This is a genomic window from Pseudomonas sp. J452 (genome assembly GCF_024666525.1).
Classification (GTDB): domain Bacteria; phylum Pseudomonadota; class Gammaproteobacteria; order Pseudomonadales; family Pseudomonadaceae; genus Aquipseudomonas.
In genome coordinates this window covers 3,888,759-3,907,817 of the sequence record NZ_CP088294.1, presented here as the reverse complement: position 1 = coordinate 3,907,817, position 19,059 = coordinate 3,888,759, and the positions used below count along the sequence as shown (strand labels likewise).

The window sequence follows — 19,059 nt, the reverse complement described above, 5'->3', positions numbered from 1 at the left end:
GCTACACCGAAGCAGGAAAGGCGGCAAAACGCGCCCAGTGCCTGGCATGGCATCGGACCTGTAAATCCGTACAATGGTCCGACTTTACGTTTTCAACTGATTGTTGGTCGCGCTCCGGGCGCAGGAATAGCAGCGTTTTGAAGAATTCCACCTCTACAGCTCAGGTCCCTCTCTGGCGCCAGCAGTTGCACTACCGCCTCAAGGAAGGTGCGCTTATCGCGCTTGGCGCGCTCTGCCTCTATCTGTGGATGGCATTGCTGACCTACGACCAGAACGACCCAGGCTGGAGCCATACCAGCAACGTCGAACAGGTGCAGAACGCCGCCGGTCGCGCGGGCGCCTGGTTCGCCGACATCCTGTTCATGGTGCTCGGCTATTTTGCTTACCTGTTCCCGCTGCTGTTGGCGGTGAAGACCTGGCAGGTGTTCCGTAATCGCCATCTGCCCTGGCAGTGGAGCGGCTGGTTGTTTTCCTGGCGCCTGATCGGCCTGGTCTTCCTGGTGCTGGCCGGCGCTGCATTGGCCGATATCCACTTCCAGGATGGCAGCGGCTTGCCCGCTTCAGCGGGTGGTGCGCTGGGTGAAAGCCTCAGTGTGCTGGCGGTCAATGCCCTGAATATCCAGGGCAGCACGCTGCTGTTTATCTCGTTGTTCCTGTTTGGCCTGACCGTATTTGCCGACCTGTCCTGGTTCAAGGTCATGGATGTCACCGGCAAGATCACCCTGGACCTGTTCGAGCTGATCAACAGCCTGATCAACCGCTGGTGGAGTGCCCGGGTCGAGCGCAAGCAACTGGTGGCCAAGCTGCGTGAAGTCGACGACCGCGTCAGCGAAGTGGCCGCACCGGTGGTGCCCGATCGCCGCGAGCAGGCCAAGGTCAAGGAGCGCCTGATCGCCCGCGAGGAAGCGCTGAGCAAGCATATGAGCGAGCGCGAGAGCCGACCGGCGCCCGTGATCGCGCCACCGCCCGCGCCGAAAGCGCCGGAGCCGAGCAAGCGTGTGCTGAAGGAAAAACAGGTCTCGCTGTTCGAAGACAGCGCCGTGGCTGGCACCTTGCCGCCGATTTCGATTCTCGATGCCGCCGAGAAGAAGCAGAAGCAGTACTCGCCGGAATCTCTGGAGGCCATGTCGCGCCTGCTGGAGATCAAGCTCAAGGAGTTCGGCGTCGAGGTCATGGTCGAATCCGTGCACCCGGGCCCGGTGATCACCCGTTTCGAGATCCAGCTGGCTGCCGGGGTCAAGGTCAGCCGTATTTCCGGCCTGGCCAAGGACCTGGCGCGCTCGATGGCGATCATCAGCGTGCGCGTGGTCGAGGTGATTCCGGGCAAGACCACCGTGGGCATCGAGATTCCCAACGAAGACCGGCAGATCGTGCGGTTCTCCGAGGTGCTGTCGTCCAGCGAGTACGACGACGCCAAGTCGCCGGTAACCCTGGCCCTGGGCCACGATATCGGCGGCAAGCCGGTGATCACCGACCTGGCCAAGATGCCGCACCTGCTGGTGGCCGGTACCACCGGCTCCGGTAAGTCGGTGGGTGTCAACGCTATGATTCTGTCGATCCTGTTCAAATCCACGCCGGAAGAGGCGCGGATGATCATGATCGACCCGAAGATGCTCGAACTGTCGATCTACGAAGGCATCCCGCACTTGCTGTGCCCGGTGGTGACCGACATGAAGGAGGCCGCCAACGCCCTGCGCTGGTCGGTCGCCGAGATGGAGCGCCGCTACAAGCTGATGGCTGCCATGGGCGTGCGCAACCTGGCCGGCTTCAACCGCAAGGTGAAGGATGCCGAGGAGGCCGGTACGCCGCTGACCGACCCGCTGTACCGCCGCGAGTCCATGGAAGATGAAGCGCCGCTGCTGAAGAGCCTGCCGACCATCGTGGTGGTGGTCGACGAATTCGCCGACATGATGATGATCGTCGGCAAGAAGGTTGAAGAGCTGATCGCGCGTATCGCGCAGAAGGCGCGTGCCGCCGGTATCCATCTGATTCTCGCTACCCAGCGTCCGTCGGTCGACGTGATCACCGGCCTGATCAAGGCCAACATCCCGACCCGCATGGCCTTCCAGGTCTCCAGCAAGATCGACTCGCGCACCATCCTCGACCAGGGTGGCGCCGAACAGCTGCTGGGCCACGGTGACATGCTCTACCTGCCGCCGGGCACCGGTCTGCCGATTCGTGTGCATGGCGCCTTCGTTTCCGACGAAGAAGTGCACCGCGTGGTCGAAGCCTGGAAGCAGCGCGGCTCGCCCGACTACATCGAAGATATCCTGGCTGGCGTCGAGGAGGCCGGTAGCGGCTTCGATGGCGGCAGCAGCAGCGAAGGCGGTGAGGGCAGCGAGGCTGATCCGCTGTACGACGAAGCGGTCAACTTCGTGCTGGAGAGCCGTCGCGCCTCCATCTCCGCCGTGCAGCGCAAGCTGAAGATCGGCTACAACCGTGCCGCCCGCATGATCGAAGCCATGGAGATGGCCGGCGTGGTTACGTCGATGAATACCAATGGCTCGCGCGAAGTGATCGCACCGGGCCCGATGCGGGACTAATTTCCAGTTTGTCTATGAAGAGGATTTCCATGCGACTGCTGCGCATGTTGTTGCTGTCCGCCCTGGCCGTTGTCGCCATCCCCGCCCAGGCGGACGACGAGGCGGCGGTCAAACGTCTGACCGAACTGCTTAACCAGGCGCAGACCATCAGCGCCCGTTTCTCCCAGCTGACTCTGGACGGTACCGGCACCCAGCTGCAGGAAACCGCCGGCCAACTGGCACTCAAGCGCCCGGGGCTGTTCCGCTGGCACACCGATGCGCCGCAGGAGCAACTGCTGGTCTCCAACGGCGAGAAAGTCTGGCTGTACGACCCGGATCTGATGCAGGTGACCATTCAGAGCCTCGACCAGCGCCTGACCCACACCCCGGCGTTGCTGCTTTCCGGCGATGTGTCGAAGATCCGCGAGAACTTCGAGATCAGCTTCAAGGAAGCCGGCGAAGTGGTCGACTTCATGCTCAAGCCGAAGGCCCAGGACACCTTGTTCGACAACCTGCGCCTGTCGTTCCGCCGTGGCGTGATCAACGACATGCAGCTGATCGACAGCATCGGCCAGCGCACCAATATCCTGTTCCTCAGCGTGAAGATGAACGAGCAGCTCGACCCCGCGCTGTTCACCTTCGACGTGCCTGAGGGCGCCGACGTCATCCAGGAATAAGAGGCCGCTGCCGCCCGGTATGGACCTGTTTCGCTCCGCCCCCGTCGCCCAGCCCCTGGCCGCGCGTTTGCGCGCGACCAGCTTGGACGAGTACGTCGGTCAGGAGCATGTGCTGGGGCACGGCAAGCCGCTGCGCGAGGCGCTGGAGCAGGGTGCGCTGCACTCGATGATCTTCTGGGGCCCGCCTGGGGTCGGCAAGACCACCCTGGCCAAGCTGCTGGCGCAGGTCTCCGAGGCGCACTTCGAGACGATTTCCGCGGTGCTCTCCGGGGTCAAGGAAATCCGCCAGTCGGTGGAAGTGGCCAAGCAGCAGGCCGCCCAGTACGGCCGCCGCACCATCCTCTTCGTCGACGAAGTGCACCGTTTCAACAAAAGCCAGCAGGACGCCTTTCTGCCCTATGTGGAAGACGGCACGCTGATCTTCATCGGTGCCACCACCGAGAACCCGTCCTTCGAGCTGAACAACGCGCTGCTCTCGCGAGCCCGTGTCTATGTGCTGAAAAGCCTGGACGAGGCGGCCATGCGCAAGCTGGTGCAGCGCGCGCTGACGGAAGACAAGGGCCTGGGCAAGCAGCGTCTGAGCCTGCCGGAAGAGAGCTTCCAGATACTCTTGGCCGCCGCCGATGGCGATGGCCGGCGCCTGCTCAACCTGCTGGAGAATGCCGCCGACCTGGCCGAGGACGGCAGCGAGATCGCCGCCGAACTGTTGCAGAACCTGCTGGGCGACAGTCGCCGTCGTTTCGACAAGGGTGGAGAAGCCTTCTACGACCAGATTTCCGCGCTGCACAAGTCGGTGCGCGGCTCCAACCCGGACGGCGCGCTGTACTGGTACGCGCGCATGCTCGATGGTGGCTGCGACCCGCTGTACCTGGCGCGGCGCGTGGTGCGCATGGCCAGCGAGGACATCGGTAACGCCGACCCGCGCGCCCTGACCCTGTGCCTCAACGCCTGGGACGTACAGGAACGCCTGGGCAGCCCCGAGGGCGAGCTGGCCGTGGCGCAGGCCATCGTCTACCTGGCCTGCGCGCCGAAGAGCAATGCGGTGTACATGGGCTTCAAGGCCGCCATGCGCGATGCCGCCGAGCACGGCTCGCTGGAAGTGCCGCTGCACCTGCGCAATGCGCCGACCAAGCTGATGAAGGAACTGGGCTACGGCGAGGAATACCGCTACGCCCACGACGAGCCCGATGCCTATGCCGCCGGCGAAGACTATTTCCCCGAGCAGCTTGCGCCGCAGCCGTATTACCAGCCGGTGCCGCGTGGCCTGGAGCTGAAGATTCGCGACAAACTGGCCCATCTGGCGGCGCTGGATGCCGCCAGCCCGCGCCGGCGGAGAAAGTCATGATCGGCGTGGTTATCGCGGTCGCCCTGGGCGGCATGGCCGGCACCCTGCTGCGCTTCTTCACCAGCAACTGGGTCAGCGCGAACTGGCCGCAGCACTTCTATGGCGCTACCCTGGCGGTCAATATTGTCGGCTGCCTGCTGATCGGCTATCTGTACGGCCTGTTTCTGCTGCGCCCCGAGGTACCGCTGGAGCTGCGCGCGGGGCTGATTGTCGGCTTCCTCGGCGGCCTGACCACTTTTTCATCCTTCTCCCTCGACACGCTGCGCCTGCTGGAAAGCGGCCAGGCACCGCTGGCCATCGGCTATGCGACTGCCAGCGTGTTGGGCGGTCTGCTCGCCACCTGGGCCGGCCTGACATTAACCAAGCTCTGATCTAGACGAGAACATCCCATGCTCGACTCCAAACTGGTTCGTACCCAACTGCAGGAGATTGCGGACCGCCTGGCTACCCGTGGCTTCCAGCTGGACGTGGCGCGCTTCGAGGCCCTCGAGGCCCAGCGCAAGACCGTGCAGACCCGCACCGAACAGCTGCAGAACGAGCGCAATACCCGCTCCAAGGCCATCGGCCAGGCCAAACAGCGTGGCGAAGACATTGCGCCGCTGCTGGCGGAAGTCGACAAGATGGGCAGCGACCTGGAAGAGGGCAAGCGCGAGCTGGAGTCCATCCAGGCCGAGCTGGACAATCTGCTGCTGAACATCCCCAACCTGCCCGATGAGTCGGTGCCGGTTGGCGAGGATGAAGAAGGCAACGTCGAGGTGTCGCGCTGGGGCACGCCGCGCAGCTTCGACTTCCCGGTGCAGGATCACGTCGCCCTCGGCGAGCAGCATGGCTGGCTGGATTTCGAGACCGCCGCCAAGCTGTCCGGCGCCCGTTTCGCCCTGCTGCGCGGGCCGATCGCGCGTCTGCACCGTGCCCTGGCGCAGTTCATGATCAACCTGCATACCGCCGAGCATGGCTACGAGGAGGCCTATACGCCTTACCTGGTGCAGGCCTCCGCGCTGCAGGGCACCGGCCAGCTGCCGAAGTTCGAAGAGGACCTGTTCAAGATCCAGCGCGACGAGCAGGCCGACCTGTACCTGATCCCGACTGCCGAAGTATCGCTGACCAACATCGTTGCCGGCGCGATCCTCGACGCCAAGCAGCTGCCGCTCAAGTTCGTCGCCCACACCCCGTGCTTCCGCAGCGAAGCCGGCGCCTCGGGCCGCGATACCCGCGGCATGATCCGCCAGCACCAGTTCGACAAGGTCGAGATGGTGCAGATCGTCGAGCCGTCCAAGTCCTTCGAGGCACTGGAAAGCCTCACCGCCAACGCCGAACGCGTGCTGCAGCTGCTCGAGCTGCCTTACCGCAAGCTGGCGCTATGCACCGGTGACATGGGCTTCGGCGCGGTAAAAACCTATGACTTGGAAGTCTGGGTGCCGAGCCAGGACAAGTACCGCGAAATTTCCTCCTGCTCCAACTGCGGCGACTTCCAGGCCCGGCGCATGCAGGCGCGCTATCGCAACCCGGAAACCGGCAAGCCGGAGCTGGTGCACACCCTCAATGGCTCCGGCCTGGCGGTGGGCCGCACCCTGGTGGCGGTGCTGGAGAACTACCAGCAGGCCGACGGCAGCATCCGTGTGCCGGACGTGCTGAAGCCTTATATGGCCGGTATCGAAGTCATCGGGTAAACCGGGCTTCAGTTGCAGAATACGGGGTGGCTAGAGCCGCCCCGTTTTGTTTTTCCTGATCGAGAGCGTGCGCCATGGATTTTCTTCCCCTGTTCCACAAACTGCAGGATCGCCTGGTGCTGGTCGTCGGCGGTGGTGAAGTGGCGCTGCGCAAGGCGCGCCTGCTGGTCGAGTCGGGTGCGATCTTGCGCGTGGTGGCTCCGGAAATTCGTGACGAGTTGCGCGAGCTGGCCGGGCCGAGCGCCCAGGTTTTGCAGCGTGGCTACCAGGCGGATGATCTGGATGGGGTGTGCCTGGTGATCGCCGCCACCGACAATGAGCCGCTGAATGCGCAGATTTCCGCCCAGGCCCAGGCGCGCGGCATTCCGGTCAATGTGGTGGACGCGCCCAAGCTGTGCAGCGTGATCTTCCCGGCCATCGTCGACCGCTCGCCGCTGATCGTCGCCATCACCAGTGGTGGTGATGCGCCGGTGCTGGCACGGCTGATCCGCGCCAAGATCGAGACCTGGATTCCCGCCACCTATGGCCAACTGGCCGGGCTGGCGAAGAAATTCCGCGCCCAGGTGCGTGGCCTGTTTCCCGATGTGCAGCAGCGCCGGGTGTTCTGGGAAGACGTGTTCCAGGGCCAGATCGCCGAAAGCGTGTTCGCCGGCAAGTTGGGCGAGGGCGAGCGTCAGCTCGAAGCGAAAATCGCCGGCATTGCCCCGCGCGCCCTGGGTGAGGTTTACCTGGTCGGTGCCGGTCCGGGCGATCCGGATCTGCTGACCTTCCGCGCCCTGCGCCTGATGCAGCAGGCCGATGTGGTGCTGTATGACCGTCTGGTGGCGCCGGCCATTGTCGACCTGTGCCGCCGTGATGCCGACCGCATCTACGTCGGCAAACAGCGCTCAAAGCATGCCGTGCCGCAGGAGCAGATCAACCAGCGCCTGGTCGACCTGGCCAAGCAGGGTAAGCGGGTGTTGCGCCTCAAGGGCGGCGACCCGTTTATCTTCGGCCGTGGCGGCGAGGAAATCGAGGAGTTGGCGGCCCACGGCATCCCGTTTCAGGTGGTACCGGGGATTACTGCGGCCTCGGGCTGTGCGGCCTACGCCGGGATTCCGCTGACCCACCGTGACCATGCGCAGTCGGTGCGTTTCGTCACCGGTCATCTCAAGGACGGCAGCAGCGACCTGCCCTGGAGCGAACTGAGTGCGCCGGGGCAGACCTTGGTGTTCTACATGGGCCTGGTCGGGCTGCCGGCCATCTGCGCCGAGCTGATCCGCCATGGCCGCGCGGCGGATACGCCGGCGGCGCTGGTGCAGCAGGGCACCACGCAAAATCAGCGCGTGTTCACCGGTACCCTGGCCAACTTGCCGCAGCTGGTGGCCGAGCATGAGGTGCATGCGCCGACCCTGGTGATAGTCGGTGAGGTGGTGCAGCTACGCGAGAAACTGGCCTGGTTCGAAGGCGCTCAGTCAGCCGACTGAGCGCGTGCGTTCCAGATCGTTTCGGCGCGGGCCAGGGCGCTTTCGCGCGGCTCACCCAGGGCGCGCAGGCCCAGGGCGATGGTGCTGAGCACCGCCAGGCGGCCATAGGCGTCTTCCGCTTCGCCATTCCAGAAGGCCAGCAGATGCGTCGGGTCCAGCTGCTCTGGCTTGACGTGGCGCTGGGCGGACAGTGCCGGCCATTCCTCGTCCCAGTTCTCGCCACCGGCGGTGCCATACAAGTGGCACTGGCCGTCCGGGTTGACCTCGATCTCGCCACCTTCGCCCTTGATCACGATGGCCGTGTCGCCGAGCAACTGGCTGGCCTCGCGGTGCGTGGCCTGGTAACCGGGGTGGAAGATGCTCTGCATCACGCAGCGCGCGCCCAGCGGGTTGAGGATGCGCGCCAGCGAGTGGATCGGCGAACGCAGGCCGAGGGTGTTGCGCAGGTCGATCATCCGTTGCAGCTGTGGCGCCCAGGCGCCCAGCGGGGTGAAGGCCAGGTTGTGGCGATCCAGGCTCTCGGCAACTGCCGTCCACGACTGGCAGATCGGGATGGCGAGCTGTTCCAGCAGTTGCTCGCTGTACAGGCGTCCGGCGGTATGCGCGCCGCCGCCGTGCAGGTGGATGCGCACGCCGCTGGCGGCCAGGGCTTTGACGGCCAGGAGGAACCAGGGCAGGTGACGCTTCTTGCCGGCATAGCTGGGCCAGTCCAGGTCGACGGCAATCGGCGGCGTCACCAGGCGTTCACGCAGGGCCTCGGTGAAACCGGCCAGCTCCTCGGCGCTTTCCTCCTTGTGCCGCAACAGCATGAGAAAGGCGCCCAGCTGGGTGTCTTCGACCTTGTCGTCGAGCAGCAGGCCCATGGCTTCGCGGGCTTCCTCGCGGCTCATGTTGCGTGCGCCGCGCTTGCCCTTGCCAAGGATGCGCACGAACTGGGCGAAGGGATGTTCCGGGGGAGCTACGAGAATCATGGGCGCTACTTTCACAGGCAATTGGTCGGTTTCGGCAGGCCAGCCAGTTTGGCGGCGAGCTTGGCGGGCGTGCCCTTGAACAGGCGGTTGAGGTGCAGGCTGTTGCCTTTTTCCGGGCCGAGCTTGAGGGCCACGTATTTGATCAGCGGGCGGGTAGCCGGCGACAGCTGGAACTCGCTGTAGAAGGCGCGCAGCAGCTCGAGGATTTCCCAGTGTTCGGCACCCAGTTGCAGGTCTTCACTAGCAGCCAGGGCTTCGGCAGTGGCTGGCGACCAGTCGGCCAGCTCGGCTAGATAGCCATCCTTGTCCAGGGCGATGCTGCGGCCATCAACTATCAGGTTGCTCATAGCCAGCTGTTGACCTTGGCATAGCTGGCGCACAGCTCGACAAAGGCGGGGTAATCGACTGCCTGGGCGCGGTCTGGCACTTGTAGATGGCGCGCTTGCAGGTCTTCGTCGAGGGCAAACAGGGCGATGCCCGCCGGCATCAACTGCAGGGCTTGCAGCTGAACGGTACCCGGTTGCAGGGCGTAGACCGCATCGCCGCTGAGCAGCAGGCCGTCTTGCGGGCCGAGCAGGCGCAGGCAGCTGGCGAAACGGCTGTCGCTGAATGGGGAGTGGGAAAGCAGGTGCAGAGTGGCCATCAGATCGTGATCACCTGGTCGTAGCGGTCGATAAGCAGGGTCAGTTGGCTGTCGTCGAGTTGCTCCACCGGCAGCGCCAGGGGCTGTTCGCTGAGGCCGCGTTCGCTGAGGCTGCGGCTGGCGGCATACAGCGATTCGACGCCGAATATTGGCAGGGCCTGCAGGTTAGCGGTCAGGTCCTTCTGCTGCAGAGCCGCGGGTTGCTGCTGCGCCAGGAGCTGGAACACGCCGTCATCGAGAAATAGCAGGCCCAGTGGCAGGTCGAAGGCGCCACCGGCCAGGGCGATGTCCAGGGCCTCGCGGGCGCTGGGACCGGCCCAGGGCGCCTGGCGACTGATGATCAACAGGGATTTGCTCATCAGTGGCCTCCGAAGCAGATCAGGCGGTCAGCCAACTGGTTGGCTTCGTGCAGCTGACCCAGTCCCGACAGCTCCCAGGGCGCGCCGAGGTTGGCGGCCGGCTTCTGGTAGCGCTGTGCTTCTTCCTCGTTGAGCACGCCACGGCGCAGGGCGGCAGCAATGCACACCACGGCATCCAGCTTCTGCTGTTCGACGAAGGCGCGCCACTCGGCAGGCAGGTCCAGTTCGTCCTGGGCGCTGACCGTATTGGCCGAGGCGCTGTGCACGCCGTCCTGATAGAAGAACAGGCGCACGATCTCATGGCCGCCGGCAAGCGCTGCCTCGGCAAAGCGCAGGGCGCGGCGCGAGGAGGGCAGGTGGGCCGGGGCGAACAGGGCAATGGCGAACTTCATGACAATCCCGCGATAACACACTGCCGTCATGATAAAGGCAGAACGCTGCAGATGCTTGTCACAGGCATGAAAAAGCCCGCCGAAGCGGGCTTCTTTGCAGCAGGTACCACTCAGTCGTCGCTGCCCATGATGCCGAAGATCTGCAGCAGGCTGACGAACAGGTTGTAGATCGATACATACAGGCTGATGGTGGCCATGATGTAGTTGCGCTCACCGCCGTGGATGATCGCGCTGGTCTGGAACAGGATGCAGGCCGAGGAGAACAGCACAAAGCCGGCGCTGATCGCCAGTTGCAGCCCGCTGATCTGGAAGAAGAAGCTGGCCAGCGTGGCGCCCAGCAGGACGAAGAAGCCCGCGGTGATGAAACCGCCGAGGAAGCTCATGTCCTTGCGGGTGGTCAGCACATAGGCCGACAGACCGAAGAACACCAGAGCGGTCATGGCGAAGGCCGAGCTGATGACTTCACCGCCGCCACTCATGCCCAGATAACGGTTGAGGATCGGGCCCAGGGTGTAACCCATGAAGCCGGTCAGGGCGAAAGTCGACAGCAGGCCCCAGGCCGAGTTGCGCAGCTTCATGGTGAGGAAGAACAGGCCGTAGAAGCCGATCAGCACCACGAAAATGTTGGGGTAGGGCAGGTTCATCTGCTGGGCAAAGTACGCCACCAGGCCGCTGAAAGCCAGGGTCAGGGCCAGCAAACCATAGGTATTACGCAGGACTTTGCTGACTTCCTGCTGGTCGACCTGCGCATGGCTGAGCGCGTAATCTTGTTCGTGCATGACAACACTCCTGTAAAGACAAATTGGGTCCGTGACCGCAGTCAAGTCGATCATAACAGACCGCGATAGTCTGCCAATTACGAGAGTTTGACAGTGTGTTGCGTTCCGGTAAGATTGCCGCCCGCAGCAAGCGCCGGAAGCGTGGCAGAGCGGTTGAATGCAACGGTCTTGAAAACCGTCGAAGGGGAAACTCTTCCGTGAGTTCGAATCTCACCGCTTCCGCCAATTACTCAACAAAGCCCTGGTCTCCAGGGCTTTGTTGTTTCTGGTCCTGTCTTTCCGCGCTGAGCGTGGCGTAGCTGCCAATTGGCCTATTCGAGTGGTCGGCCATCAGTTACGCGCATGGGACATCTGGAACTTCGACACTCCCTCGAAGCGTGACAGTTCATCGGCCATGTCGGTGATACGGGCACTCTTGTGCCCGTCGATGGCGACGGCGACGAAGCGCCACTCCAGTTGCTGTTGCTCGTAGCTGATCACGAAAGAGCTGGCGGCTATTACATAGCCGCGGTCACGGGCGATCTGCCGCAGCACTTCCGCTGAGGGTTTCTCGTAGCCAGCGGCGAAGCGCAGGACGATGGCTATGGCCGGTTTCGATGGCAGGCGTGCCTCGATTTTGGCACCCCACATCATCAGCGCTGCGGATATCAGGGTGAGCAGAATCGCTGCGCCATAGAAGCCGACGCCGACCAGCACGCCAATCGCCGAAGACGACCAGATCGAGGCGGCAGTGGTTAGGCCGCTGATGCTTACGCCGTCTTTCATGATCAGGCCGGCACCGAGAAAGCCAATACCGGTGACTATCCCTTGAATGACACGGGTCGGGTCGATCCCGGTGCTGTTGGCGAAATGTCCGCCGTACCAGTATTCCGGATAGCCGCAAAACACCGTGAGTGCGGCAGATGCCATGCACACCATGCCATAGGTGCGCATGCCGGCGGCGCGGCCGTGATAGGAGCGCTCGTAACCAACCACCAGGCCGAGCAGTAGAGCGCCGACCAGATTGAAAATGATGACGAGATTGACGGCGAGCTCAGGCTGCGCCCAGTAACTGGCGAGCTGTTCCAGGGACAATGCACTCACGTCGGGAGCCTCGCTGCAGCTGAAAAATGCTTCCACTCAGCGTAGCCGATCCGATCTGCTGCTCTGCAGGTGCGTGCCAGTGCGGCCTGTTTGGCTCTGTTGCTGGAGAGTGGTCTGGCGGCGGTGAGGGCGGTGTTTTCTTTCGATGCTGCACTGGAACAGCAAGCCTGCAGTCCAGTAGACTTTGGCGGATTGTCGCGGTGGAAACGCCGTATCTGCCACGTTCGGTGTTAGCCTTGAAGTGATGCCGGGAACATTTTTTTGGCGTTTGCTTTCTGACGAATTTGCGCCAAGCTAGGTTCGTGAATGTCTTCACAGATTTGACTGCATGCCCAAAAGACCGCAAAAGCGGCGTGTTTGATGCAGCGAGGTGTCGCTTGATTAAGGTGCTAGTGGTCGACGACCACGATCTGGTTCGAACAGGCATTACCCGCATGCTGGCCGATATCGATGGCTTGCAGGTGATCGGGCAGGCGGACTCCGGTGAGGAGGCGCTGAAGAAAGCCCGCGAGCTCAAGCCGGATGTCGTCCTGATGGACGTCAAGATGCCAGGCATTGGCGGTCTCGAAGCCACGCGAAAACTGCTGCGCAGTTATCCCGACCTGAAAGTCATCGCCGTCACTGCCTGCGAGGACGATCTGTTTCCGACCCGCTTGCTGCAGGCCGGTGCCGCCGGTTACCTGACCAAGGGCGCGGCGCTGGAGGAGATGGTGCAGGCCATCCGCATGGCGTTTGCCGGGCAGCGCTACATCAGCTCGCAGATTGCCCAGCAATTGGCGCTGAAGTCCTTCCAGCCGAACAATAGCGGTTCGCCGTTTGACTCGTTGTCCGAGCGGGAAATCCAGATTGCCCTGATGATCGCCAACTGCCACAAGGTGCAAACCATCTCCGACAAGCTGTGCCTGTCGCCGAAGACGGTGAACACCTACCGCTATCGCATCTACGAGAAACTCTCCATCACCAGTGACGTGGAACTGGCTCTGCTGGCCGTGCGTCATGGCATGGTCGATGCCATCAGCTGAGATGTCCGCGCCGTTCGACTCGAGTGCCTTCCTCGCCACCTGTAGCGGCCGCCCTGGCGTGTACCGGATGTTCGATGGCGAGGCCAAGCTGCTCTATGTAGGCAAAGCCTCCAACCTGAAGAAGCGCCTGGCCAGCTACTTTCGCAAGACCGGCCTGGCGCCGAAGACTGCGGCGCTGGTGGGGCGCATCGCGCAAGTCGAAACCACCATCACGGCCAACGAGACCGAAGCGTTGCTGCTCGAGCAGACGCTGATCAAACAGTGGCGGCCGCCGTACAACATCCTGCTGCGTGACGACAAATCCTACCCCTACGTGCTGCTCTCCGATGGCGAGTTCCCGCGCCTGGGCATTCATCGGGGAGCGAAGAAGGAGAAGGGTCGCTATTTCGGCCCGTACCCGAGCGCCGGGGCGATCCGTGAAAGCCTCAACCTGCTGCAGAAGACCTTTCTGGTTCGCCAGTGCGAAGACAGCTATTTCAAGAACCGCACGCGGCCTTGCCTGCAATACCAGATCAAGCGCTGCAAGGGGCCTTGCGTCGGCCTGGTCGAGCCGGAGGAATATGCTGAGGACGTTCGCCACTCGGTGATGTTTCTCGATGGCCGCAGCAGTGCACTGACCGACGAACTGTCCGCAGCGATGGAAAAGGCGGCGATGAACCTGGAGTTCGAGCGGGCCGCCGAGTTGCGCGACCAGATCGGCCTGCTGCGCCGGGTGCAGGATCAGCAGAGCATGGAAGGCGGTACCGGTGACGTCGACGTGGTGGCGGCCATGGTCAATCCGGGTGGCGCCTGTGTGCATTTGATCAGCGTGCGTGGCGGTCGCGTATTAGGTAGCAAGAACTTCTTCCCGCAGGTGGGTATCGAGGAGGAGGGTGGCGCCGTCTTGGCTGCGTTCCTCGCGCAGTACTACTTGAGCAGTCACGAGCGCGACCTGCCCAGCGAACTGATCGTCAACGTCGTGCATGAAGACTTGCCCACCCTGGCGGCGGCGCTGGCCGAGCTGCGCGGGCGGGAACTGGCGATCAGTCATCGGGTACGTGGTACGCGGGCGCGCTGGCAGCAACTGGCGATCACCAATGCCGAGCAGGCCCTGAGCGCGCGCCTGGCCAACCGGCAGCATGTGGCGGCGCGTTTCGAGGCACTGGCCGAGGCGCTGGACCTGGATGAACCGCTGCAACGCTTGGAGTGCTACGACATCAGTCACTCCAGTGGCGAGGCGACCGTGGCTTCCTGCGTGGTGTTCGGCCCGGAAGGGCCGCTCAAATCCGACTATCGGCGCTTCAATATCGAAGGCGTGACTGCCGGTGACGACTATGCCGCCATGCACCAGGCTCTGACCCGGCGCTTCAGTCGGCTGAAAGATGGCGAGGGCAAACTGCCGGATATCCTGCTGGTCGACGGCGGCAAGGGGCAGATGGCCATGGCCCGCGACGTGCTGCAGGAACTGGCCGTACCCGATCTGATCCTGCTTGGCGTGGCCAAGGGCGTGACGCGCAAGCCGGGCCTGGAAACCCTGTACCTGAACGATGCCGAGCACGAGTTCACCTTGCCGGCCGATTCGCCGGCACTGCACCTGATCCAGCAGATTCGCGACGAAGCACACCGTTTTGCCATCACCGGGCACCGCGCGCGGCGTGGCAAGGCGCGGCGTACTTCCAGCCTGGAAGATGTGGCGGGTGTAGGGCCCAAGCGCCGGCGCGAGCTGCTCAAGCATTTTGGCGGCTTGCAGGAGCTGACCCGCGCCAGCATCGATGAAATCGCCAAGGCGCCAGGTATTAGCAAAAAGCTCGCCGAGTCGATTTATGCGGCCTTGCACAGCGAGTAGAATGCCCGCTCACTTTGCTGGCCAGTAGTCCTGATGAACATTCCGAATTTGCTCACCGTTCTGCGCGTTGCCCTGATTCCCGTCATCATCCTGTTCTTCTATCTGCCCTTTTCCTGGAGCTATCTGGCAACCAGTGCGATTTTTTCTCTGGCGGCCATCACCGACTGGTTCGATGGCTACCTGGCGCGGCGCTGGGAGCAGAGCACCCCGCTGGGCGCGTTCCTCGATCCGGTGGCAGACAAGCTGATGGTGGCCGTGGCGCTGGTGCTGCTGGTCGAAGAACACGCCAACCTGTGGCTGACGCTGCCGGCGGCCATCATCATCGGGCGCGAGATCGTCGTTTCGGCACTGCGTGAATGGATGGCCGAACTGGGGGCGCGGGCGCATGTCGCCGTATCCCAGCTGGGCAAGTGGAAAACCGCCGCGCAGATGGTGGCGTTGGTGATCCTGCTGGCCAATCCGCCGCTGCTGACCTTCTGGGTCGGTCTCGGCTACGCCCTGCTGATCATCGCTGCCGGCCTGACCCTGTGGTCGATGGTGCAGTACCTGCTGGCTGCTTGGCCGCATCTGAGCAGCAGCTCGGAAAAGAAATAAACTTTTTTGAATCAAGGGGTTGACGGCTCGTTCTGAAAGTATAGAATGGCGCCCGTCACCAAGACGCGGGAATAGCTCAGTTGGTAGAGCACGACCTTGCCAAGGTCGGGGTCGCGAGTTCGAGTCTCGTTTCCCGCTCCAGTTTGTTGACGTTGACGCCGCTTTTTGCGGCGTCTTCGTTTGAGGCCGATTAGCAGAGTGGTTATGCAGCGGATTGCAAATCCGCGTACATCGGTTCGATTCCGGTATCGGCCTCCAGTACTAAAGCCCCGTAGATTAACGTCTACGGGGCTTTTTTCGTTTCTGGCCGGTCGTATCGTTCCCGCAACTTTCCAGATCGTTTCCGCAACCTTCTGCCACTTGTCGGGTTCACGATCTCGCCGACCCGCCGGTAAACCTCCTCCGTCATCCATTCCTTCGAGTGCCCCAGCAGCGTACTGTGTCGTGGCGAGTTCTATTCCGTGTACTGCCCTGCACCTAGATCCTGTTACTGGAGTCAGCCAAGGAGAAGCCGAATGACCCTGCCTTTCTGGTGTGTTTTTATCAGTGCTGTGCTGATTTTTCTGTCGAAGATTCCCGTGGCCAAGGCGATGAATGCCGATGGCGGTTACGACAACCGTCATCCACGGGCCCAGCAGGCGCGACTTACCGGCTTTGGTGCGCGCGCGCTGGCCGCGCATCAGAACAGTTTCGAGGCTTTCCCGCTGTTTGCCGTCGGTGTGTTGATGGCGCATGTGACCCAGACCCACGGGCAACTGGTGAATATCCTGGCGGTCACCTTTGTCATCGCCCGAGTGCTTTATCTGGTGCTGTATTGGGCGGACCTGCACTGGCAGCGCAGTTTGGTGTGGGTAGTGGGGCTGTTGTGCAGCCTGCTGCTGATGATCAGTCCAGCGTTGGGCTGAAACGAAAAAGCCCGCGTGAGCGGGCTTTTTGTTGGGTATGGGTTATTGGCCGTCGATGGCGTCCTTGGCTTCGTCGCCGGCATCCTGGATGGCGTCGGCGGCATCGTCAGCCGCATCCTGGATTTTCTCGCCAGTGGTGGGCTCGGTGCCCAACACCTGATCGGCTTTCTGCTCAATGGCCTCACCGGTATCTTTAGCGGCATCACCCAGTGACTCCATGGCTTCGGAAGCGGACTCCTTGGCGGACTCCACTTTGTCTTCCGGTGCTTTTTCGCAGGCGGCCAGGCCGAGCATGGCGGCGAGAAGCAGGGCGTAGGTAAAGGGCTTGGACATGGGCAGCACTCCTTCTGTGGCTTTCCTGACGAGGACTATCCTCGTGACTGATAAGAGGCGGTGGACTGGCCAAAGTTCCGCCGGATATGGTCAAGCCGGTGATTCATTGCTGTGGAGTGGTTGTCTGCCCGTAACGGCGAGCGGGTATGATGCGCGCCTTTTGCAACGTCGCCTGGGAAAGTAGTCATGAGCGATAACCCTGTTCTAGAGCGCGCCGAGCGCTTTTTATCGGCCTTGCGCCATTGCCAGGTATTGGGCATTGCCGTTCATGAGGCGGTGCCGTCTGGTCTGACCCTGCGTCTGCCCTATAGCACGCAGATCATCGGCAACCCGGAGAGTGGCGTGATCCACGGCGGCGCCATCACCACCCTGATGGACACCACTTGCGGCATTTCCACGGTCTGCGTGCTGCCGGAGTTCGAGATCTGCCCGACCCTCGACCTGCGTATCGACTACATGCGCCCGGCTCAGCCGCACAAAGATGTGTTTGGTTTCGCCGAATGCTACCGGGTCACCGAGAACATCATCTTCACCCGTGGGTATGCCTATCAGGACAACCCCGACGAGCCGATTGCCCACGTGGTAGGCGCCTTCATGCGTATGGGTAAGGCTGCGCAGGGCGATAGCGTCCTCAAGGGAGGTGCCTGATGGCCGCGTTGAACCTCAATACCCTGGTGCGTCAGGCCCACGAGCAGAATGACTACGACAGCCTGATCAGCCTGATTCCCTATGCCAAGCTGATCGGCATCGAGTGCCTGCGCCTGGGGGATGACATGGTGTTTCGCCTGCCGGCGAGCAAGGACAACATCGGCAACCCGATATTGCCTGCGCTGCATGGCGGGGTAATCGCCGGCTTCATGGAGCATGCGGCCATGCTGCATCTGCTGATGTTCATGGGCATCCCACATTTGCCGAAAATCATCGACTTCTCGATAGATTACCTGCGCGCCGGCCATTATCGTGACACCTATGCCCAGTGCCAGGTCTGGCGTCAGGGGCGGCGTGTCGCCAACGTCGCCATCACGGCCTGGCAAACCAATCAAACCGAACCCATTGCCACCGCCCGCGCACACTTCAAGGTCGACGAGCCCTGATCCGCGCGTGGAGTAGCGGCGACCAAGAAAGATAAGGAATTCTGGATGGATGCGTTGCTGATCCTTGGCGGCCTGCTGCTGATGCTGAGCGGGCTGGTCTGGCTGGTCATGCGGGCTTTCGCCACCAGTCTGCTGTGGGGCTGGGGCAGCCTGCTGCCGCCGCTCACGCTGATCTATGTGTTGCGCCACTGGCGCCGCGCGCGCAGTGCTGTTGGCCTGCTGGCCCTGGGTTTTATCCCGCTGATCGTGGGACTGGTGCTGATGGCCAACAAGGATGCCGAGCGCTTGCAGGCGATCCTCAGCCTGGACTGGCTGAAACCTGCCGCGCAGGCTCCTGCTGAGCTGGATATCCAATTGCGCGGTGAATTGAACAACCAGCCGTTTATGCCGCAGCATGCCGAGCTGATCGATGGCGTGCTCAGCTTGCGCGAAGGGCAGGATTTCTTTGCCCGTCGGGAGGTGAAGATTCGCCTGCCGCAGGTTACCCAGGCGCCTATCCGCCTGGATGTGCTGCCGGAAGACCAGGGTGAGTTGCCCGAAGTCGAAGTCAGCTGGCTGCTGCCCGAGCAGGATCTGCCCGAGGCGCGCCGCCTGAGCAAGGGCTACACCCTGCACCTGGATCTGCAGGCGCTGCCGCCGAACAAGCTGAATGGCGATTTCCATCTGGTGTTGCCGCCACAATACGGCACCACCCTGAGTGGTCGCCTGGAGTTGTTCACCGATCGCCTGCGTTACCGCGATGGGCAACTGGATACCGCATTCGACTCTCAGGAAACCCTGGCCCATGTGGTCGAGGACTACCTGCAGCGGCGCTTCAACAGCCGTGTCGTGCAGTTGCTTGAACTGCCAGCAGTGAGCTTCCCGGCCAGCAGTGTGCCGCTGGCGGTGCTGGCGAAGGTCAATGGCCAGGAACAGCGCCTGGATCTGCAGCTGGAGAAGGGCGCGCGTGGCTGGCAGGTCAAGGATGATCGTTACCCTGCGCTGAGCTTGCCGAGTGCCGTGGTAGCCAAGCCGGTGGTGACTGAGAGCGTGGCCGTCAACGAGCCTGCGCGGGCGAAGCCGGATCGCCGCCAGCGTTTCTCGCTGCTGCGTCTGTTGAGCAGTCCGCAGCAGTACCAGAATCTCAGCATGCGCGTGGTCAAGCTCAACGGCGGCACGGCCGAAGGCCGTTTCGCCGGCCTGGACGCGGACGGCAGCATTCGTCTGAGCCAGCAGCATGGCGGTGCCGGACAGGCCACCTTTACCCTGCATCCGGATGAAATCAGCCGGGTCGAGCTGCTCGAACCCTGATCTGCTTTTGCGCCAAGCCCTTGAAATTCATTCTGAAGTCCCCATCTGCATGACATCCGCCGCGTTTGCGGCCTGTCCTGCATGTGGAG

The 19,059-nt window shown here is 62.8% G+C and carries 21 protein-coding genes and 3 tRNA genes; 16 read left to right on the top strand and 8 right to left on the bottom strand.

Annotated features, from left to right (window positions below):
• Positions 1-137: 137 nt before the first annotated feature.
• From ftsK to cysG, 6 genes are all read left to right on the top strand, one after another.
• Entirely contained in the window at positions 138-2,543 is a 2,406-nt protein-coding gene (gene ftsK, locus LRS11_RS17690) for a DNA translocase FtsK (protein WP_260494189.1), read from the top strand.
• A 29-nt stretch (positions 2,544-2,572) separates the two neighbouring features.
• Entirely contained in the window at positions 2,573-3,199 is a 627-nt protein-coding gene (gene lolA / locus LRS11_RS17685) for an outer membrane lipoprotein chaperone LolA (RefSeq protein ID WP_260494188.1), read from the top strand.
• 19 nt (positions 3,200-3,218) lie between these two features.
• On the top strand, positions 3,219-4,544 hold the full coding sequence (locus tag LRS11_RS17680; protein WP_260494187.1) for a replication-associated recombination protein A: 1,326 nt from the start codon (positions 3,219-3,221) through the stop codon (positions 4,542-4,544).
• Positions 4,541-4,915, top strand: a complete 375-nt coding sequence (gene crcB, locus LRS11_RS17675) for a fluoride efflux transporter CrcB (RefSeq protein ID WP_173206998.1) — start codon at positions 4,541-4,543, stop codon at positions 4,913-4,915. The genes LRS11_RS17680 and crcB overlap by 4 nt, the downstream gene beginning before the upstream one ends.
• An 18-nt stretch (positions 4,916-4,933) precedes the next feature.
• Entirely contained in the window at positions 4,934-6,214 is a 1,281-nt protein-coding gene (gene serS, locus LRS11_RS17670; protein WP_260494186.1) for a serine--tRNA ligase, read from the top strand.
• A 74-nt stretch (positions 6,215-6,288) separates the two neighbouring features.
• The gene (gene cysG / locus LRS11_RS17665) at positions 6,289-7,680 is read left to right on the top strand and encodes a siroheme synthase CysG (protein WP_260494185.1); all 1,392 of its coding nucleotides are present in this window, start codon (positions 6,289-6,291) and stop codon (positions 7,678-7,680) included.
• Here cysG and LRS11_RS17660 read toward each other — a convergent pair.
• The 6 genes from LRS11_RS17660 to LRS11_RS17635 form a co-directional block, all read right to left on the bottom strand.
• Positions 7,665-8,651: a glycosyl transferase family protein gene (locus tag LRS11_RS17660; RefSeq protein WP_260494184.1), complete on the bottom strand. Its 987-nt coding sequence runs from the start codon at positions 8,649-8,651 to the stop codon at positions 7,665-7,667. The two genes, cysG and LRS11_RS17660, sit on opposite strands and share 16 nt — an antisense overlap.
• A gap of 11 nt (positions 8,652-8,662) precedes the next feature.
• Positions 8,663-8,998 carry a TusE/DsrC/DsvC family sulfur relay protein gene (locus LRS11_RS17655; RefSeq protein ID WP_260494183.1) on the bottom strand — a complete coding sequence of 112 codons (336 nt, stop codon included), beginning with the start codon at positions 8,996-8,998 and terminating at the stop codon, positions 8,663-8,665.
• Entirely contained in the window at positions 8,995-9,294 is a 300-nt protein-coding gene (gene tusB, locus LRS11_RS17650; protein ID WP_260494182.1) for a sulfurtransferase complex subunit TusB, read from the bottom strand. Before tusB ends, LRS11_RS17655 begins: the two co-directional genes overlap by 4 nt.
• The gene (gene tusC / locus LRS11_RS17645) at positions 9,294-9,653 is read right to left on the bottom strand and encodes a sulfurtransferase complex subunit TusC (protein ID WP_260494181.1); all 360 of its coding nucleotides are present in this window, start codon (positions 9,651-9,653) and stop codon (positions 9,294-9,296) included. Before tusC ends, tusB begins: the two co-directional genes overlap by 1 nt.
• Positions 9,653-10,045: a sulfurtransferase complex subunit TusD gene (tusD, locus tag LRS11_RS17640; RefSeq protein ID WP_260494180.1), complete on the bottom strand. Its 393-nt coding sequence runs from the start codon at positions 10,043-10,045 to the stop codon at positions 9,653-9,655. The genes tusC and tusD overlap by 1 nt, the downstream gene beginning before the upstream one ends.
• Before the next feature lie 110 nt (positions 10,046-10,155).
• Entirely contained in the window at positions 10,156-10,824 is a 669-nt protein-coding gene (locus LRS11_RS17635; protein ID WP_173206977.1) for a Bax inhibitor-1/YccA family protein, read from the bottom strand.
• A 135-nt stretch (positions 10,825-10,959) separates the two neighbouring features.
• Between LRS11_RS17635 and LRS11_RS17630 the strand changes: the two genes are divergently transcribed.
• Positions 10,960-11,049: transfer RNA gene (locus tag LRS11_RS17630), tRNA-Ser, on the top strand.
• A gap of 105 nt (positions 11,050-11,154) precedes the next feature.
• Here LRS11_RS17630 and LRS11_RS17625 read toward each other — a convergent pair.
• Positions 11,155-11,907: an MgtC/SapB family protein gene (locus LRS11_RS17625; protein WP_260494179.1), complete on the bottom strand. Its 753-nt coding sequence runs from the start codon at positions 11,905-11,907 to the stop codon at positions 11,155-11,157.
• A gap of 377 nt (positions 11,908-12,284) precedes the next feature.
• Between LRS11_RS17625 and uvrY the strand changes: the two genes are divergently transcribed.
• The 6 genes from uvrY to LRS11_RS17595 all read left to right on the top strand — a co-directional run bounded on the left by uvrY (position 12,285) and on the right by LRS11_RS17595 (position 16,253).
• Positions 12,285-12,929 (top strand): UvrY/SirA/GacA family response regulator transcription factor, encoded by a 645-nt coding sequence (uvrY, locus tag LRS11_RS17620; RefSeq protein ID WP_260494178.1) that lies wholly within the window; start codon positions 12,285-12,287, stop codon positions 12,927-12,929.
• 1 nt (position 12,930) lies between these two features.
• Positions 12,931-14,754 (top strand): excinuclease ABC subunit UvrC, encoded by a 1,824-nt coding sequence (gene uvrC, locus LRS11_RS17615; RefSeq protein ID WP_260496946.1) that lies wholly within the window; start codon positions 12,931-12,933, stop codon positions 14,752-14,754.
• Positions 14,755-14,787: 33 nt separating this feature from the next.
• Complete coding sequence (gene pgsA / locus LRS11_RS17610; RefSeq protein ID WP_182835388.1) at positions 14,788-15,348, top strand: CDP-diacylglycerol--glycerol-3-phosphate 3-phosphatidyltransferase; 561 nt, start codon at positions 14,788-14,790, stop codon at positions 15,346-15,348.
• A gap of 65 nt (positions 15,349-15,413) precedes the next feature.
• Positions 15,414-15,489, top strand: a tRNA-Gly gene (locus tag LRS11_RS17605).
• 43 nt (positions 15,490-15,532) lie between these two features.
• Positions 15,533-15,606 (top strand) — tRNA-Cys (locus tag LRS11_RS17600).
• 257 nt (positions 15,607-15,863) lie between these two features.
• Positions 15,864-16,253 carry an MAPEG family protein gene (locus tag LRS11_RS17595; RefSeq protein WP_260494177.1) on the top strand — a complete coding sequence of 130 codons (390 nt, stop codon included), beginning with the start codon at positions 15,864-15,866 and terminating at the stop codon, positions 16,251-16,253.
• Between the two features lie 42 nt (positions 16,254-16,295).
• On the opposite strand, the gene LRS11_RS17590 is transcribed toward LRS11_RS17595, so the two are convergent.
• Positions 16,296-16,586, bottom strand: a complete 291-nt coding sequence (locus LRS11_RS17590; RefSeq protein WP_260494176.1) for a hypothetical protein — start codon at positions 16,584-16,586, stop codon at positions 16,296-16,298.
• 186 nt (positions 16,587-16,772) lie between these two features.
• Here LRS11_RS17590 and LRS11_RS17585 point away from each other — a divergent pair, with 186 nt between their 5' ends.
• From LRS11_RS17585 to LRS11_RS17575, 3 genes are read left to right on the top strand one after another with little or no spacing between them, the layout of a single operon-like run.
• A complete protein-coding gene (locus LRS11_RS17585; RefSeq protein ID WP_260494175.1) occupies positions 16,773-17,234 on the top strand; it encodes a PaaI family thioesterase in 462 nt (153 codons plus the stop codon).
• Positions 17,234-17,680, top strand: coding sequence for a PaaI family thioesterase (locus tag LRS11_RS17580; protein ID WP_182835384.1), 447 nt, complete (start codon positions 17,234-17,236; stop codon positions 17,678-17,680). The genes LRS11_RS17585 and LRS11_RS17580 overlap by 1 nt, the downstream gene beginning before the upstream one ends.
• A 45-nt stretch (positions 17,681-17,725) precedes the next feature.
• Positions 17,726-18,970: an MFS transporter gene (locus LRS11_RS17575; RefSeq protein WP_260494174.1), complete on the top strand. Its 1,245-nt coding sequence runs from the start codon at positions 17,726-17,728 to the stop codon at positions 18,968-18,970.
• The last annotated feature ends 89 nt before the right edge of the window (positions 18,971-19,059 follow it).

Bases quoted from the DNA above. Each gene is read 5' to 3' on its own strand.
- lolA (WP_260494188.1), top strand. From the start codon at position 2,573: ATGCGACTGCTGCGCATGTTGTTGCTGTCCGCCCTGGCCGTTGTCGCC.
- LRS11_RS17680 (WP_260494187.1), top strand. From the start codon at position 3,219: ATGGACCTGTTTCGCTCCGCCCCCGTCGCCCAGCCCCTGGCCGCGCGT.
- crcB (WP_173206998.1), top strand. From the start codon at position 4,541: ATGATCGGCGTGGTTATCGCGGTCGCCCTGGGCGGCATGGCCGGCACC.
- serS (WP_260494186.1), top strand. From the start codon at position 4,934: ATGCTCGACTCCAAACTGGTTCGTACCCAACTGCAGGAGATTGCGGAC.
- cysG (WP_260494185.1), top strand. From the start codon at position 6,289: ATGGATTTTCTTCCCCTGTTCCACAAACTGCAGGATCGCCTGGTGCTG.
- LRS11_RS17660 (WP_260494184.1), bottom strand. From the start codon at position 8,651: ATGATTCTCGTAGCTCCCCCGGAACATCCCTTCGCCCAGTTCGTGCGC.
- LRS11_RS17655 (WP_260494183.1), bottom strand. From the start codon at position 8,998: ATGAGCAACCTGATAGTTGATGGCCGCAGCATCGCCCTGGACAAGGAT.
- tusB (WP_260494182.1), bottom strand. From the start codon at position 9,294: ATGGCCACTCTGCACCTGCTTTCCCACTCCCCATTCAGCGACAGCCGT.
- tusC (WP_260494181.1), bottom strand. From the start codon at position 9,653: ATGAGCAAATCCCTGTTGATCATCAGTCGCCAGGCGCCCTGGGCCGGT.
- tusD (WP_260494180.1), bottom strand. From the start codon at position 10,045: ATGAAGTTCGCCATTGCCCTGTTCGCCCCGGCCCACCTGCCCTCCTCG.
- LRS11_RS17635 (WP_173206977.1), bottom strand. From the start codon at position 10,824: ATGCACGAACAAGATTACGCGCTCAGCCATGCGCAGGTCGACCAGCAG.
- uvrC (WP_260496946.1), top strand. From the start codon at position 12,931: ATGTCCGCGCCGTTCGACTCGAGTGCCTTCCTCGCCACCTGTAGCGGC.
- pgsA (WP_182835388.1), top strand. From the start codon at position 14,788: ATGAACATTCCGAATTTGCTCACCGTTCTGCGCGTTGCCCTGATTCCC.
- LRS11_RS17595 (WP_260494177.1), top strand. From the start codon at position 15,864: ATGACCCTGCCTTTCTGGTGTGTTTTTATCAGTGCTGTGCTGATTTTT.
- LRS11_RS17590 (WP_260494176.1), bottom strand. From the start codon at position 16,586: ATGTCCAAGCCCTTTACCTACGCCCTGCTTCTCGCCGCCATGCTCGGC.
- LRS11_RS17585 (WP_260494175.1), top strand. From the start codon at position 16,773: ATGAGCGATAACCCTGTTCTAGAGCGCGCCGAGCGCTTTTTATCGGCC.
- LRS11_RS17580 (WP_182835384.1), top strand. From the start codon at position 17,234: ATGGCCGCGTTGAACCTCAATACCCTGGTGCGTCAGGCCCACGAGCAG.
- LRS11_RS17575 (WP_260494174.1), top strand. From the start codon at position 17,726: ATGGATGCGTTGCTGATCCTTGGCGGCCTGCTGCTGATGCTGAGCGGG.